Here is a 14,799-nt window from a genome sequence, read left to right on the forward strand (position 1 = left end):
AACGACGAAACGACGGAGCCAGAAACAATGCCGAGCGAGCCATCCCAACGTGTCGAGGATAAACTATTCTACAACCGTTATCTTGTCGATTCCGGCCGTGCCCATATCAAGGTGCGTCCGCACACCACGCCATCCTCGCGGCTCTTGTCGATGTTGAAGGCCTGTCCTGCACGGTGCTACGAGCTCAGCGATAAAGGTCATGTTGAGGTGACAGTCGACGGGTGTATCGAATGCGGCACCTGCAGGGTGATCTGCGAAGAAAGTGGTGATGTCGAGTGGAGTTACCCACGCGGCGGTTACGGTGTCCTATTCAAGTTCGGTTAAAACTTCGGGTGAGAGCCCTGCCACGGCGGCTACGTCGTTCTCGCGATGCAACTAAATCACGCGTGAAATCGGCGTTAACCCGGTCACGTTCGACCGGTGTCCCAATCTTTCCATCTACCCGGCGGGCCCTTGCATGTGGACAAACGCAGTTTTCGGTTTCCGCTATAATATTCCCGAAGATAGCCAAAGCGAGCGGATCCGAAGCAAGGGTGCAAACGCAACCTCGTCCGTCTCGGATCTGGTCCACGGTCTGGTTGTCTTCCGGAATATCTGGCCGGTTTCGTCCTCCCTGGAAGGTTGGCGGTGATCCGCCCGCCGCCACCGGCTCGCTGCCTATCACCTACTGACGGAATGTTGGAAGCAGGCCTTCGCTCGCCGTAGCCACGACCCGACAACATGCCATCCGCGCCTTGTAGACTAGAGAAGCACGAGCGCATCACGAAAATAGCCCATTCTGAGTCCTTCGCGCGACCGCCGGTTCCGCGTTCGTCAGGCGGACTGCGCGCATGCACCACACAACTTTGCACTTCCATTCCGCTGTATCGCCGGGATATATCGTCCGCCGGAGAGCATGACGATGGTTCGGGTACAAAATAGCAGGGCAGGAGCTAACGCGTGGCGAGCAGATGCAGGGCGTGAGAGTTCGATTGGCGACATTCAGGCTGGCATAGTCGAACTGAGAAGCTTGCCGCGCGAGAAGCTCGCGGATGCGGCGTTCATGCTCTCGATGAATGCACGAAGCCAGCGCGAGTTGATACGAGAGGCAATCGAGAAGCGCGCCGCGGTCGAGTTGGACTTTGATCCGCCGGCGAAAGGGGATTTGGCGACCTATCTCGCCAATGATGTGGTCTCGACCTTACGCGACCACGTTGCTGAACTTCCGACCTTGATGGACCTCTTGGTTCAGCGAGCGCCTGACGTCGGCTTCACCGTCCATCGGGAGGAGGCCGTTTCGCTGCTCGCCGCAATCGTTCGCGAACAGCGGCTCGAAGGAGTCCTTGAAGGCCTCAGGCTCGCCGGCCTTCTGAACGAGCCAGCTAAGCATCGCCATGGCGGGTTCTGTTCAGAAGTGGATTTGGGGGAAGTTGCCGCCCGCACGTGAGTGGCGAGGGCGCTTTGAGGACAATCCCTGCAGATGGAATGTCTACAGGCAACAGCGACGTCGGATATCTCGGCGCCTGCTTGCGAGGTCAAAACCGCTTGAAATTCGCGGCGCAGTTCCTTGTCGTCCGTTTATCGCTGACGCGGAGCTGCCATGCACGCTCCATGGCAGTCCCGAGCGCGTATAGCTCGGCGACCGTCGCGTTAGTCAACCCGAGGACCGCGGTTCGGAGCTTTCATGTTCAGTTGTAGCACGCGCGGTGCGCTGCGCTCCTCGATCCTGGAGCCTTTCGCTAACAGCCAAGCAAGGGAAATCACCGAAGGAGACGTCGACCGAGCCGCGGCGATGTGTCAAAAGCGGCGAAAGGCGATCGCTCATAGCGAGGCGCTCTGGTGAAATCGACCGTCCTTGTTCCGGTCATCACTGGCCGCGCGCTGGCGAACGACGGGGGAAGGGCAAGTATTCCGCGAGCTACTCGGCAACAGCGGACAAGCTCAGTGGCGGTCCGCCGCAAACTGACAAAGGGTCTTCTCGGGTCACGCTGGATCGTCGGGGTGAACGCTCTGCCGCGCGTCTGCCATACACTCATGATCGTTGATCGATTTCCGGAGAATTGCGCCGGAAGTCGCCTCGCCTATTTGCTGGGTCGCGAGCCGCACCGGGATTTCGTCGAACCTCGCGTGCACGAGCACGGCGAAGGCTTGGCCAAAACACGCCGCCGCGTGCGCCGAACAGCGTGTTCCGCGCAACTACCGGGCCTGATACGTTAGTAGGCCCGCTCAGACGCCAGGAAAGCGCCTCGCGTGCTGTGACCAGCCGCACTTCACTGAGCTGCTGCAATAGTCTGACCGCATCCGATCGCAACTTCCATCGCGATCAGCACGACTATAACCCTCCAGACGCAGCGAGCGCCGTGTCTTGATGATGCCCGTCGGCGCGTTGGCCGTTCCGGAGATGGCCCGCAGTTTGCGCTGGAGCATCTCAAGCCGCTCCTTCAATTCGTATCCGTCTTTCAGGCGCGAATAGAGCCGCTCCAGCGCCGGCTTGCCCCAGAGTGCGTCGGGCTTCTCGGCAATGGCTGCGCGGCCCGCCACACGCTGCTGGACCAGGAGCGCATCGCCGATCAGCTGGAGAATGCCCTTGGGTCCTCGCGTGGTCGGCCGCGCTCGGCTAGTTCGCGTGCAAAGGGTGTCTTCGCGCCGGCGGCCGCAGGATTTCCGATTCAAGGAGGGAGGTAGAACGATTGTTCGAAACGGCACAGGTTGAGCAAAGACGGGGCACCCATGTGTGTCCAATTTCATCCAGAGTATGTCAGCTAACTCACACGGCGAGCCTTGCGGGGACGGAACGTTTCAATGCGCAATCAGAGGCTTAAGCGCGGTGGCGGGGGTGGCATAGCTGTTGCTATCGAAGTCCCGCAGACCGAGCGGAGGCTATGTCCACACCCGGTCCGACATGGCGGAAGCAGGACGTTAGCGGTCGACCCAGGTGCGGAAACTGAAATGCCGTTTCGAGCGGTCTCCACACAAGGCCCGAGTAAAAAGGCAAGAGGGACCTGGACCATGCATATCGAACCGGGAATAGTAACAGGCGCCAAGCTTGTGTTGAGCTACGCCATAGGCCTTGCGACGTGCTGCGTCGCCGCCAAGCTTCTGGTCGAGGCTATGCGCGAGCGGGGCGCTCTGTCATTTGCCCTGCAAGCCATCGCCGCGACGCTTGTGTTCATGTTCTTCGAGATCCTGCCGCACTTTGCGGTTGGCGTCTCCGAGGTGCGCTTCGTCCCCGGCTCGATGCTGTTTCTGTTGTTCGGCGCAGCGGCGGCTGCGTTTGGTCTTGCGCTCAGCCTGTTGCTGGAAAACATACTCTTTGTTCCGGCCGACCTGCCGCAATTTGGTATGAATGCCACGACGCTTCTGGTGCCGTTGTTTGCGATGCAGGCGCTCGCCAGTCGGCTCATCCCGTCCAACACCGCGCATCGCGATCTGCAGTACAGCAAGGCGCTTGCCCTCTCGACGGCGTATCAGTCTGGTATTGTTGTCTGCGTCACGTTTTGGGCCCTCTACGGCGCCGGCTTCGGCGCCGCCAATCTCTATAATATCGCATGGTTCGGGGTTTCCTACGCACTTGTGTCCCTGGTCCAGCTAGAGGTTGAGATGGCTGTGCTGGCGCTCGCGAAACAAGTTGGGCGGCGTGACTGCGGGCGGAGTTGTCGCCAACCGCCTGTAGAAGGCATGTTGCCGTTGATAACAACGATGGCCGTCGGAGCGCCCGTTTTGCTCAAGCGATGCATACGCTTTCCCTTACAGTTGCCGTGAGCAGCGACCGCGGACGGCGCGTGCTTGCTGCTATCGGTGCCAGAAAGGCGGCCGAGCTTATGCTCATTTCGGACAAGGCCACCGGGAAATCTTATCACGCCGACTTGCGGCCGGCCGTCTGCGCCTGCCTCGTCGCTAATCAGCGGACGCGCACGACGGAGTGCGTCCTGCCAGTGCGCGATGCAGCCGAGGCGGACTGCCGCAATGACGTGGAGCACGGGCCCGATTCGCTCAGCGCAGCAGCCGGGTCGCACAGCATCGCGGGCGAGGTTGGAGGTGAGAGGAGGGGTGCGCTGCTGATTCAGGAGGAATCATCTGTCGAGCGATCTTACCTACGGAACATTAGCACTGCTGCGATCGAGCGCCTTTGGCCACTTGGCAGCGCTCTGCTGCGCTCGTCGGGAATGGTTGCGGTCCGACAAAGAAAATCGCCATGCCAGGCTTGATCGTGGTGTTGACCATGCTCGCACTGTTCAGCATCGTCCTGGCCGGCGGGCTGACGGGGCCGGCAAAGGTCATCAGCACCGACACCCTTGAAATCAACAGAACACGCGTTCGACTCTGGGGCATTGACGCGCCGGATGAGACCCAAATGTGTCGAGATATCAAGGGCAATCCATATCAATGTGGCCTCAGGGCCGCGCGCGATCTTGAAAGCTTCGTTGAAGATCGCGAAGTCAGTTGCGTGCCAGTCCTGGAGGATGAGTGTGGACGGACGATAGCGACCTGTTCAGCTGGTGGCACCGATATTGGAGAATGGTTGGTGCGCAACGGTCTCGTGCTCGAGTGGAAGCAATACTCCAGGGGACGATACTATGCTGCGCAACGCGCGGCCGATCGTGCCGGGCTGGGCTTATGGGCGGGCAGCTTTGCCGTACCTTGGTTATATCGAGCCTGCATTCGGTTGGGTGGTCGACCAGCCAGCTGTTCTGACGACGCGAACGCACATCCTTGATGGCTACCCCTGCACCAGAATACGCGGTTGCTCCGCGTGAGGTGACAGTCACGGGCGAGCTGGCTCGATCGGGAGTGAGTCAAGCTCACCACTGCCGCCCAACCATGCTCAACGAGTAGGATGGTCTCGTACTCTTGGGCGGGATGGTCGGAAGCAGTTCGGAGCAAATGAAGACGCTCTGCCGATCATATCGTTCTGTGATGCATCTTCTCCCCTGCAGCTCCGTAGGGCAGACATCGTATGACTCGGGCAAGCGAACTTTCTTAGCCGGCGCCCCGGAGCATCAGCGGCATACCTGGGATCCATTACTGTTCTATTCGTATTCGCGAGTTCGGTGGCGAATTGTTCGTGCCGCTCCGCGTGGTACATCGGGCCAGACGCCATGGCCGTGGGCACGCCGGTTGCCGACGGGCGTATCGTCCTCACCATGGGCGTTCGCGTTGCGACACTGAGGCTAGCGGTCAACGGGTCTCGGCCCAGAGGGCCTGCATCGGCATCTGGTTCACGGCGACTTTCTTCGGCCACAGTATCACCGGGGCCGTTGTCGGCGCAGCGCCCTCGGCGGTGCGCTGGAACGCGCCCAGCTCAATTGTCCACGCCGGACAATCACGGCGGCAAGTCTCCGATCCTTGCGGCGTCGACCTAGTGGGGTCAATGCTTTCGACGTTTTCGTCAGGACACGAGCTTCAGCCCGACAATGCCGGCCACGATCAGTCCGATGCTGGCAAAGCGAAACGCGGCGGCCGGCTCCCCGAACAGGATGATGCCGAGCGCCGCGGTGCCGACCGCGCCGATGCCGGTCCAGACCGCATAGGCAGTTCCAATGGGCAGCGTCTTCAGAGCGAGGCCGAGCAGGATCACGCTGCCAGCCATGGCCACGAGCGTGAGCACGGACGGAACGAGCTTGGTAAAGCCCTCGGTGTATTTGAGGCCAATTGCCCAGGCGACTTCCAGGAGGCCGGCGACCAACAAAATGCTCCAGGCCATGGCGACCTCCGTTCATGGCGGGGTCGTCCCCGCGGCTGATGTGATGATGAGCGGCAAGGCCGTCCTCGCCTGGGCTCCCGATTCGTTTCGATCAGTCAGGGTCAACTGCTCTCAAGGATGAGCATTCCGACCTCAGTGGCTCGGCGAATTCACATGTTCGACAAAGCAGAAAACCGTCCGCGCCGTTCATGCGACTGGCAATCTTGCCAAATGTCGCCCCTTCGAAGAGATCCTTGTGTCTGTCGCGGAGAAGGTTGCCCAGAACGTGCCGTCGCTCAAAATCCATGCAGCAGAAAGTAACGTCGCCGTTTGGGAGAAGAACATTCCGATATTGCCGTTCGTCAGGACATGTCAGCGCTCCAACGATTGGCTGTCGTGCTTCAACCATCCTAAGCTCGCCGCTCGCAGGCCTGCTGCGCGGGGGACGCGAGCGAACGAGCGCTTCGTCAGGTATTATGTCGACTAGTTCGGGATGCACCTCGCCCATGACTATGAAGAGCAGTGACGAAATGCCAGCATCAACAAGTTGACGCATCAAATCGACATAGTTGCGCCTGACGAGACCACTGTCCATATGCGTGCCGTCGTCAAAAACGTGCACCAGGAAACCGCGGAACTGCAACGCACGCAAGCGTCTTAGATCCCGCCCATTCATTCCTACGAGGGTTGTGAAAATCCGGATTCCATGGCCGCACGCGTAGGCATGCTCAACCATTTCGGTGCAAGCCGGATTGAGCCAAGGCTCCGAATACCCGGAAAAGCTGATGTCCACAGTTGCTGGTACGCGCGCCAGGCATCGCTTGAAATCTTGCAAAGAAAAATGCTTCACGTCGGATATAGCTCTTTGCCGTTCGGCGAACTTGTCCTGCGGGCAATAAGAACATCCGACGACACAGCCCGTTGTCGTGGTTACCTCCAAGACCCTGCCGCCACTAATTGCAGAGCGCAGCTCCTGTGCAGTCATCGATTGTATATTATCCACGTCCGCGCTCCGCCATTGGGAACAAAGAGATCTTAAGGGGGCACCCTCGCATTGCATCCCTCATGTCGGTTCGCTCATGCATCATCCTCGGTTCGTCGCCCATCACCGCAACACTTCACGGTCGCAAGCCGCGGCCGCGATAGATGAAGACAGCGCCGACGGCTCACTCACCCTAGCGCCCCCAGTCCAGCAGGATCCGGTGGCTGCCGAGTGCACATGCATCGACGGCATCGATCTAACCTCTCGCTTGTTCCAACAAGCATCACTCATGCCATTGCCGGTATTGTCCATAAGCCGACACATCCGCGATAACTGTCTTCGCAATGGCACAACGGAGGCGCAGCTGCGATCGAAAGCGTACAATATGACGCTATGTACGATTTAAGCTCTCTCGAAATGAGTTGAATCGCAGCCTTCCTATGAAATGTGAGGCCGTTGCCGCCGCCCCAAGGGCCAAGTCATCATCATCGACGTGCATCGGGATCGGCCGCGCGAAGTGCCGACTGGGAATGCACTTTGCCGCAGTCAACAGTGCGAATTCTTTACCACCACTTCATGCACCAAGTCGTGAATCTCAATAGTTGGAAACGCTATACGAGGGAACGGCGTCGTCATGCTCTTCGTATGCTCGGGAGGGCGGCTGGATAAATATCCGGGCGCCAGGGCTACGGTCGGACTTGCGAGGCGTCTTCTCGATGATGGGTCCAGAACAGGAGTGGGGCCGCGCTGGCCTTGCGTACGAATGTTCCGCCCTACGGGCTTCCGACTTTTCTAAACCGCTGGAGCAAGTCGGCGGCGCTAGTAGGGCACGGGCGACTTCACCTATATCTACGGTGTCGCGATGAGCAGTTTCACGGTTGGCTCGGGCGCGGTTCGCTCATCGTCTTTCACGGGGGATCAGTTCACCGACAACCTCATTGCGGTGTTCATCGGACAAAACTCGAGTGGCACGCGCAATTTCGCTTCGACTCCGAGCATCCTGCCGACCTTGATGCGCTTCTCGCTCGGTGTCGCGTACAACGACATCCTCAACCGACTTCGATATCCTTGGCTTCGCTTAAAAGCCTCTTTGTCTCGCCCAGTCGCTTGAAGTCAGGTTGAGCTGGTCCCGGTTGTCTGAACAGAATCTGCGCATCGATAAGTGGAGCGCGTCTGCCGGGGGTATGCTGCCAGGCGGAGCGGCAGCGAGGTGAAGTAGGCTTGATCGGGCGTGCTGCCGTCAAGACTCGAATGGGGACGTCTACTGTTATAAAAGTCGAGATATCGGCCGATCGAATTGCGCGCCTCGTTGACGCTATCATAGGCCCGTAGGTACACCTCCTCGTATTTGAGGCTGCGCCATGGCCGCTCGACGAACACGTTGTCCCGCCATGCGCCCTTGCCGTCCATGCTGATCGCGATGCCGTTGTCGGCGAGCACGCCGGTAAAAGCCTGTCCGGTGAACTGGGAGCCCTGATCCGTATTGAAGATGTCCGGCTTGCCGTGACGAGCCAAGGCATCCTCCAGCGTCTCGACGCAGAAGGCTGCTTCCATGGTGATCGACAGCCGCCACGACAGAACCCGGCGTGTTGCCCAGTCCAGCACCACGGCGAGATAGACGAACCCACTCGCCATCGGGATGTAGGTGATGTCCATCGCCCAGACCTGGTTCGGCCGTGTGATCTCCATGCCGCGCAGCAGATACGGATGGATCTTGTGGCCGGGCTCGGGTTTAGTCGTGCGCGGACGGCGATAGAGCGCCTCTATCCCCATCCGCCGCATCAGCGTCTTGACGTGCCGGCGGCCGATCTTGCACCCCTCGGCAGCCAGCAGGCCTCTCAACATTCGCGAACCGGCGAAAGGGAACTCCAGATGCAGCCAGTCGAGACGCCGCGTGATCGCGAGATCGGCGTCCGGCACCGGACGCGGCAGGTAATAAACGCTGCCGCGGCTGATCTGCAGAATCTCCGCCTGCTTGGTGATCGACAGATCGTGCTCACGGTCGATCATCGCTTTGCGCTCAGCAATCCCGCCTTGGTGAGCGCTTCTTGTAAAAAATCGTTCTCCAGCGTCAGCTCTCCGATCTTGGCGTGCAGCGACTTCACGTCGATCGCAGGCGCGGCAGGCGACATGCTCCCAGAGCCGAAGACCCCGGAAGCGCCACCCTCCAACTGCGCCTTCCACGCCGTAATCTGATTGGGGTGGACGTCGAACTGCTCGGCAAGCTGAGCTATCGTCCGGTCGCCCTTGACGGCGGCAAGCGCCACCTTTGCCTTGAACGCCGGTGTGTGGGTCCGGCGCGATCGTCTGTTCATGGTCTCTCCTGTTCACGGCGATTATCGCCGCGTTTCAGGCAGAAACTCCACTTATCGTCTTGTTCAAATTTGCGGAGCCGGCTCTTTTCGCAGACGTCACAGAAATCCAGGCAAATGGCGACCCCCATCAAAGCACCTTCGGTGGCCAGGACACATACACGGTCACCCGCAGTGATGTTTTCCGTTCCCCAACCATCGTGCGCGTAGGGGCGATCTTGTCGTAGATCAGGCGCTCCTCTCCATAGCCGTTGTAGATCCGGGCTCGGTTCACGATCCCATGGTCGGTTGTCTCGTGCCAGGTCCCTGGAATTAGAATTTCGTGAGCTTCCAGCTCGTCCGTAATGTCGCGATCTCGAACGAGCTTGAGGATGTGCTCGCGCAATTCCGGCGAGACGGTTAACTCGGGCCACACAATCGCGATGCAGTTCTCCTTCAGAGCCTGATCGATCTGCTGAGAAATGGTGTCCTCAGCTGACGGTGCGTTAGTGCCAGAGATGATGAAGCGCTTATCGCACTCTGTTGAACAGAGCTCCGGCTGGAGCTCTGGTGCCTTGAACAGGCAAGCGCCCACCTTCCATTCACTCGCATCCGATGCGGTACTATGCAATGTGCGAGTATCCACGACCTGCACCGGGTAGCCCTTTATCACTGAGGGCAGGATCCGATGAAAGAGCAGGCCCCGTTTCGAGTAGGCTTGCAGCCTTCGAGCCGGACGCAATGCGCTCACGCCCTGCCGCGGAATGAACCAGCATCTAAGCTGCTCGACGTGCCACTCACTCGGCTGATCGGCCAATGAGACCGCCGATCAGCAAGCGCGCGATCAAGTTCCCGTATCAGGCCGCCCATTCTTACGGCTGCCAGTTCAGCCGTCTCATAGGATAGCGACCACGAGAGATGGCCATCTCCTATTGAGCCGGTGAAGCTCTCTCGTGCGTCCTCGATTCGCTTTTCTGTAAGATTTCGGTAGGCCTTGTGCACGCTTCCGGGAGCATTCCGAAACAGCGCGTCGAGCTCAATCAGAGCTTTCCTGAGATCATCCCGACTGGCATTCGTGATTAGCTCCTGTCGTTCGGCAAGCTCCCGCGCCTCTTTCTTCCAGGCATCAAAAAATTCTTCCAGGCATCAAAAACTGACGTTTCGGCTCGGTTGTCCACGCGCCCAGGCAAAATTTTCGTCCCAATCACCACCACCAATATATTCCATCGATAGGCGTGCGCCGACCAATTTGCAATTGGCCCGACCAGTTGCTCACACTTCATCGCCGGTGCCGAGCCGCCACAACCGAGCCGCTTTCGCAGAAGTGTACGGCCGCAGTGAAAACCTGCGCAAAATCCTGCGGGGACAACGAAAAGCTGCATTGTTGTCACGATGCTATTGACGAACCCATGCGGACTGTTTTTCAATGTGCACGGGAGATCCGCGGTGCTCAGGCACGCGGACGGGGGCGTTCATATGGGGATATTCAGCCGAGCCGCGGCTGGCATTGGCATCTGCCTTGCCGTGAGCGGGTGCACCAGCCTGTATCATATTCATGACCCGCAGACAGGTGTGATCACGGCGGGTGAGCTGCCGTACTTTCTCAAGTCGATCAGGTGTGAGGTCGTGACTTTCTACCAGCTCGAACGCGAGAGGCGAAAGGAATACCTGAAGATCTACAAGAGGCGGCCTGAAGAGGCGTTCGATAGGTACGCTCATTTTGACATCGACCCCTTCCTGTACGGCACATTCTTTCTGGAGTTGAAGGTGACCGATACCGGCGGGCTCGGATCCGGTACGGCATTCGACTACAAAAGGATTCTGAGCGTGAGCAGTAATGACGTGACCCATGTGGGCCCCACTGCTTCAGCCCAGGATACCTATGACCTGATCTGGTCATTTCTGATGAAGCAGAACGCCCAGCTAGCTTCCGATACGGCGCCGGCGCCGGCGGATCCAGCAAGGTATGAGCGTGGCTGCTATCGAGGAGCGCCTGCGGACTTGATCGAACTCGAGGGCCTCGCCGAGCATAAGTATCCGGAGCCCGCCGCCTACAAGCGTATCATTGTCGATGCATCCAAGCCGCTCGCAGCTTGGTTACGGGACAACGCGATCCTCATAGCCGCCAACAATCTCACGCCGGCCATGCCTTCGGAGAGCGCGGAGCCGGCGCAAATGACGTACACGTTTTCAGTCCAGGTTACTGGCGGCGTCGAGGCAAAATACTCTCTCACTTCTTCGCGCTGGACGCCTGCCTCAGTCCAGGCGTCGGCCTCCGCTCAGCAGTTCAGTAATCTCGGAATCTACATCAACGGTCCGAATGCCGTCCTTGCTAACGGAGCCAAATCCGGGTCCGCCGGCTATGCGGACAAAACGCCGCCGCTTGGATCAAAGGACAATCCAATTTACACGGCACCCTCGCCGGGAGGAGAAAAGTCGCAGGAATTCCAAGGAGGAGCCGGGTCCACCGGGCGCCGTACGGGCGCTGGGCCTCGGACAAATGGTTTCATTGTGGCGCCAGTTCCTGTGTTCCCGCCGACCCCTACACCGACGCAGTAGGAAAATGTTTCGCCTGTGGCTGCCCAGATTCGTTCTGTTGCTCGTTCTCTTGTTCTGCTGGGCGGCGAACGCTCAACCTGCGCTTCCTTCGGGAGTCTCCGAAATGGAATTGTACGGCACGGTCATCCGCGGCTCGAAATGGGACATCAAAGAGATACCGGTCTGCTGGGAAAACCTGCAGCCGAAGGATCAAAAGTATGCCGATCTTGTTCGAAAAGCGGTTGCGGAAACGTGGGAGACTGCGGCGCAAGGTGGCGTGTGGTTTGCGAAGACTTGGCCGTCCTGTACGGGCGGCGCGCCAGGTGTGCACGTGCGGGGCGCTGATGAAGGCGCCCACACCGACATCATCGGCAAGTATCTCGACGGCAAGCCATCGGGCATGACTCTCAATTTCAGTTTCGATCATTGGAGCAAAGGCTGTCGGCATAGACGCGAGTTCTGCATCCGTGCGGTTGCAGTCCACGAGTTCGGACATGCTCTTGGTTTCACGCATGAACAGAACCGCGACGATGCGCCGGAGCAGTGCCGCAACGAGAAAGCTTCTGGCTCGGTCGGCGATTATAAAGTCACCAAGTACGACCCCAATTCCATAATGAACTATTGTAATCCAGCATGGAACGGAAACGGACAGCTCAGCCCTCTCGATATCGCCGCTGTCAGGACATTCTATCCGTCCTGACACTCGGTCTTTTGGTATCCATGAGCGCTCCCGCGCAGGCGGATCGCGCGGCAGTGCAAATTGCAGCGCGTTACAACGTCAGGACGGTTCACGTCCAGTTCGTTGGCGTGATGTACAACGACAAGCAGGAAGTCGGCGGCGGCTCCGGGCTGCTCATCGGCGACAGCCTCGTGCTGACCAACAGTCATGTGATCGGACGCGAGGAGAACTATAAGAGCTTCGAAGTCAATGCCCGTCTCGGGTCGCGCAATGCGAACCCGATCAAGGTCACTGCGGTTCATCGCGACGATGCCAGAGACTTGGCTCTTCTCGAGCTGTCGCAGCCCGCCGGAAACAGCGGAGGCGCCTCTCGTTGTCCGATGCCCGTGATCGATGACAACCAGCAAGCCCCGATGGGGACTCAGCTTTATCTGCTCGGTTATCCGCTCGATCTGGATCTGAGCATATCGAGCGGTCTGATAAGCAACCAGACTAGCCCGAACGGTCGCTGGCAAACGAACACGATCATGAACGTCGGCAACAGCGGCGGCCCCGCATTCAACGAGTTCGGCGCCCTGCTGGGGATCGCAGTTGGCGGCATCGTCAAGTGGAACGAGGCGGATGTTGTTGGCGTCAACTTCATCATTCCCGCCACCGTGATTGCTGCAAGCCCTCTGTACAGCATGATCGCGGCCATTCCAAAGCCTTCTGTTTGCTGGACCAAGTGGGTCGAGACAACGATCTCGTTTGAGAACTGGACCAAACTGAATTCCACGCATGTGCAGACGCAAGCCAATGCCGGTGTGAAGATCCCCGAAATCCTCTCCGGAGCGATCCATACGCTTCTGCCCGAAGACCGCCGCCTCATCGTGAACGTCCCGGTGTCGCAGCTCGTCGACCCGAAGCTGATCGAGCGGGCGTATACGGTAGACAAAACCAAGGACGATCACCCGGTCGTATTTGCGGAGCATTCGGCGGACTATGCCGAGATTTTCCCGGCTGAGCCCGGCTACCGCATCACAGGGTGCACGTGGCACGTTGAGACCGCCAATGGTGCCAGCAATATCGGTTGCGCGATCAACGGCGGCGGGGCGGAGGTTCGCTTCACCTACAGGCTTACCAGCGGACCTGCTGTCGATAGGTATCGCGGATGGCTGGGCGCTACGGTCAACGTTTCCCAAACCCTTGCAAAGTAGGTAGCTGATCGATGGTCATGCTCGTCTTGCCAATTCGAGGTTCGAACCGGTTGCATCGGCTCGGCCAGGCCTTCCAGCAGCTTCGAACAGTGCTCATTGTCTTGTTTTGCGCGCTCGCGACCGGTTGCGCCCACCAGGGTCCGGCCTCGCAGCAGGCCAACCGGCATATACAGAAGGCGCCCCAGAAACATGAGAGCGCGTTCAAAAAATACGGCTATCGCTATGGCCCCGGGTACTACCACCATGTCCGGCACTATCATGCCTACCGCCCTTTGCGGCAGACAACCGGTGAGGCGAGCGAGGAAGCGCCTCCCGACAAACGCAGCACCGGAGCCGAGGTGGTGGTCAATAGACCGGTGATTAAGGGGTTGGTACCCGTCTACTTCGCCACCAATCGCGTGGTGACGGGTGGGTCCGGTCTGGAATTGGCCCAGATCTCCTATAGTCGTGCGGCCACCAACACATTTGGCCGCGTGACGGTTAGCATTCCCATCGTTCACAAGATGGGAGAAGTCGAAACGCCGAAGACAAGCTGGTTCGGGATGCGCAAGGAGGCGGAGGCCGATGGAAAGCATTTCCGAATCCAGAAGCTCGATCGTCTTTCCCGTGAGGAGTTTGCTTCCGCTATCGCAAATCCGGCCGACAGCCTGATGCTCTTTGTGCACGGCTACAACGTTGCCTTTTCCGACGCAGCCTTCAAGGCGGCTCAAATTGCTTTCGACGCGAACTACAAAGGCCGTGTCATGATGTACTCCTGGCCGTCCAAGGGCGGAGTGAAGGACTATGACTACGATCGGGAGAGTGCTTTGTACGCTCCGGATGGCTTGTTCGATCTCCTCCAGCTCATTAAATCGGCGGGCAAAGTCTCACGGATTATCGTGATTGCCCATAGTCTGGGCAGCGAGGTTGTTTTGGGCGCCTTGCAGCAAGCCGCGCTGAGCCAGACGGCGCTCGGGATTACTGAATTGATTTTTGCGGCCCCGGACGTGGATCGCGACATTTATCTTCAGCGCGCGAGCCAAATCAAGGCAGCGGCGGGCGCGGTGACGTTATACGCGTCCTCGACGGATCTCGCGTTGCTCGCCTCCATGGAGAAAGCGCAATCCACGTCGCGAATGGGGTTCGTAACCAAGAGCGGGCCAACTCTCGTGCCCGGTATCGAAACGGTCGATGTTTCTGCTGTGGGAAGCGAAATGTTTGCTCTAAATCACAGTACGTACTCAACCAGCCGCGCGGTTCTCGATGACATAGGCCGGATCATCTCGTCTTCGACGCATCTTAAACCCCCGCAGCGGACCCCGACCCTGCGATCGATGCCCGACGATTCGAATACGACTTATTGGATGTATCCATATTAAGAATCGCTCTTCGGCTGTTTGCAGAGTTGTGGGCCACAAACCTGGCAGATGTGTGCGCGTTCAACGCGAAAATTAGAACGCACGGAGGCGAAA

Annotated in this window: 12 protein-coding genes and 2 pseudogenes; 9 read left to right on the plus strand and 5 right to left on the minus strand. The window is 58.9% G+C overall.

Features of this window, described 5'->3' with window-relative positions; all coding sequences use genetic code 11:
* Positions 1-27: 27 nt before the first annotated feature.
* Both AC0L3C_RS20200 and AC0L3C_RS20205 read left to right on the plus strand, forming a co-directional pair.
* Positions 28-324, plus strand: a complete 297-nt coding sequence (locus AC0L3C_RS20200; protein WP_473408795.1) for a ferredoxin family protein — start codon at positions 28-30, stop codon at positions 322-324.
* Positions 325-895: 571 nt separating this feature from the next.
* The gene (locus AC0L3C_RS20205; RefSeq protein WP_473408796.1) at positions 896-1,426 is read left to right on the plus strand and encodes a hypothetical protein; all 531 of its coding nucleotides are present in this window, start codon (positions 896-898) and stop codon (positions 1,424-1,426) included.
* 823 nt (positions 1,427-2,249) lie between these two features.
* Here the strand turns inward: AC0L3C_RS20205 and AC0L3C_RS20210 are convergent.
* Positions 2,250-2,615, minus strand: a pseudogene (locus tag AC0L3C_RS20210) (RMD1 family protein); the annotation flags it as partial.
* Between the two features lie 373 nt (positions 2,616-2,988).
* Between AC0L3C_RS20210 and AC0L3C_RS20215 the strand changes: the two are divergent.
* Entirely contained in the window at positions 2,989-3,741 is a 753-nt protein-coding gene (locus AC0L3C_RS20215) for an energy-coupling factor ABC transporter permease (protein ID WP_473408797.1), read from the plus strand.
* A 433-nt stretch (positions 3,742-4,174) separates the two neighbouring features.
* Positions 4,175-4,696 carry a thermonuclease family protein gene (locus tag AC0L3C_RS20220; RefSeq protein ID WP_473408798.1) on the plus strand — a complete coding sequence of 174 codons (522 nt, stop codon included), beginning with the start codon at positions 4,175-4,177 and terminating at the stop codon, positions 4,694-4,696.
* A 672-nt stretch (positions 4,697-5,368) separates the two neighbouring features.
* Here AC0L3C_RS20220 and sugE read toward each other — a convergent pair.
* Positions 5,369-5,683 carry a quaternary ammonium compound efflux SMR transporter SugE gene (gene sugE, locus AC0L3C_RS20225; RefSeq protein ID WP_007600067.1) on the minus strand — a complete coding sequence of 105 codons (315 nt, stop codon included), beginning with the start codon at positions 5,681-5,683 and terminating at the stop codon, positions 5,369-5,371.
* Positions 5,684-5,774: 91 nt separating this feature from the next.
* Positions 5,775-6,647, minus strand: a complete 873-nt coding sequence (locus tag AC0L3C_RS20230; protein WP_473408799.1) for a radical SAM/SPASM domain-containing protein — start codon at positions 6,645-6,647, stop codon at positions 5,775-5,777.
* Positions 6,648-7,506: 859 nt separating this feature from the next.
* On the opposite strand from AC0L3C_RS20230, the gene AC0L3C_RS20235 reads away from it, so the two are divergent.
* The gene (locus AC0L3C_RS20235; RefSeq protein WP_317245378.1) at positions 7,507-7,755 is read left to right on the plus strand and encodes a hypothetical protein; all 249 of its coding nucleotides are present in this window, start codon (positions 7,507-7,509) and stop codon (positions 7,753-7,755) included.
* Between the two features lie 74 nt (positions 7,756-7,829).
* On the opposite strand, the pseudogene AC0L3C_RS20240 reads toward AC0L3C_RS20235, so the two are convergent.
* Together AC0L3C_RS20240 and AC0L3C_RS20245 are read right to left on the minus strand one after the other, a co-directional pair.
* Positions 7,830-8,959, minus strand: a pseudogene (locus AC0L3C_RS20240) (IS3 family transposase); the annotation flags it as partial.
* 127 nt (positions 8,960-9,086) lie between these two features.
* Positions 9,087-9,752: a hypothetical protein gene (locus AC0L3C_RS20245; RefSeq protein WP_473408800.1), complete on the minus strand. Its 666-nt coding sequence runs from the start codon at positions 9,750-9,752 to the stop codon at positions 9,087-9,089.
* A gap of 659 nt (positions 9,753-10,411) precedes the next feature.
* Here AC0L3C_RS20245 and AC0L3C_RS20250 point away from each other — a divergent pair.
* The 4 genes from AC0L3C_RS20250 (at position 10,412) to AC0L3C_RS20265 (ending at position 14,706) form a co-directional block, all read left to right on the plus strand.
* Positions 10,412-11,494 (plus strand): hypothetical protein, encoded by a 1,083-nt coding sequence (locus tag AC0L3C_RS20250; RefSeq protein ID WP_473408801.1) that lies wholly within the window; start codon positions 10,412-10,414, stop codon positions 11,492-11,494.
* 103 nt (positions 11,495-11,597) lie between these two features.
* Entirely contained in the window at positions 11,598-12,173 is a 576-nt protein-coding gene (locus AC0L3C_RS20255; protein WP_473408802.1) for a M12 family metallopeptidase, read from the plus strand.
* Positions 12,174-12,193: 20 nt separating this feature from the next.
* Positions 12,194-13,348, plus strand: a complete 1,155-nt coding sequence (locus AC0L3C_RS20260) for a S1 family peptidase (protein WP_473408803.1) — start codon at positions 12,194-12,196, stop codon at positions 13,346-13,348.
* 11 nt (positions 13,349-13,359) lie between these two features.
* Entirely contained in the window at positions 13,360-14,706 is a 1,347-nt protein-coding gene (locus AC0L3C_RS20265) for an alpha/beta hydrolase (protein ID WP_473408804.1), read from the plus strand.
* Positions 14,707-14,799: the final 93 nt, after the last annotated feature.

The organism is Bradyrhizobium sp. WSM4872, from assembly GCF_055811715.1.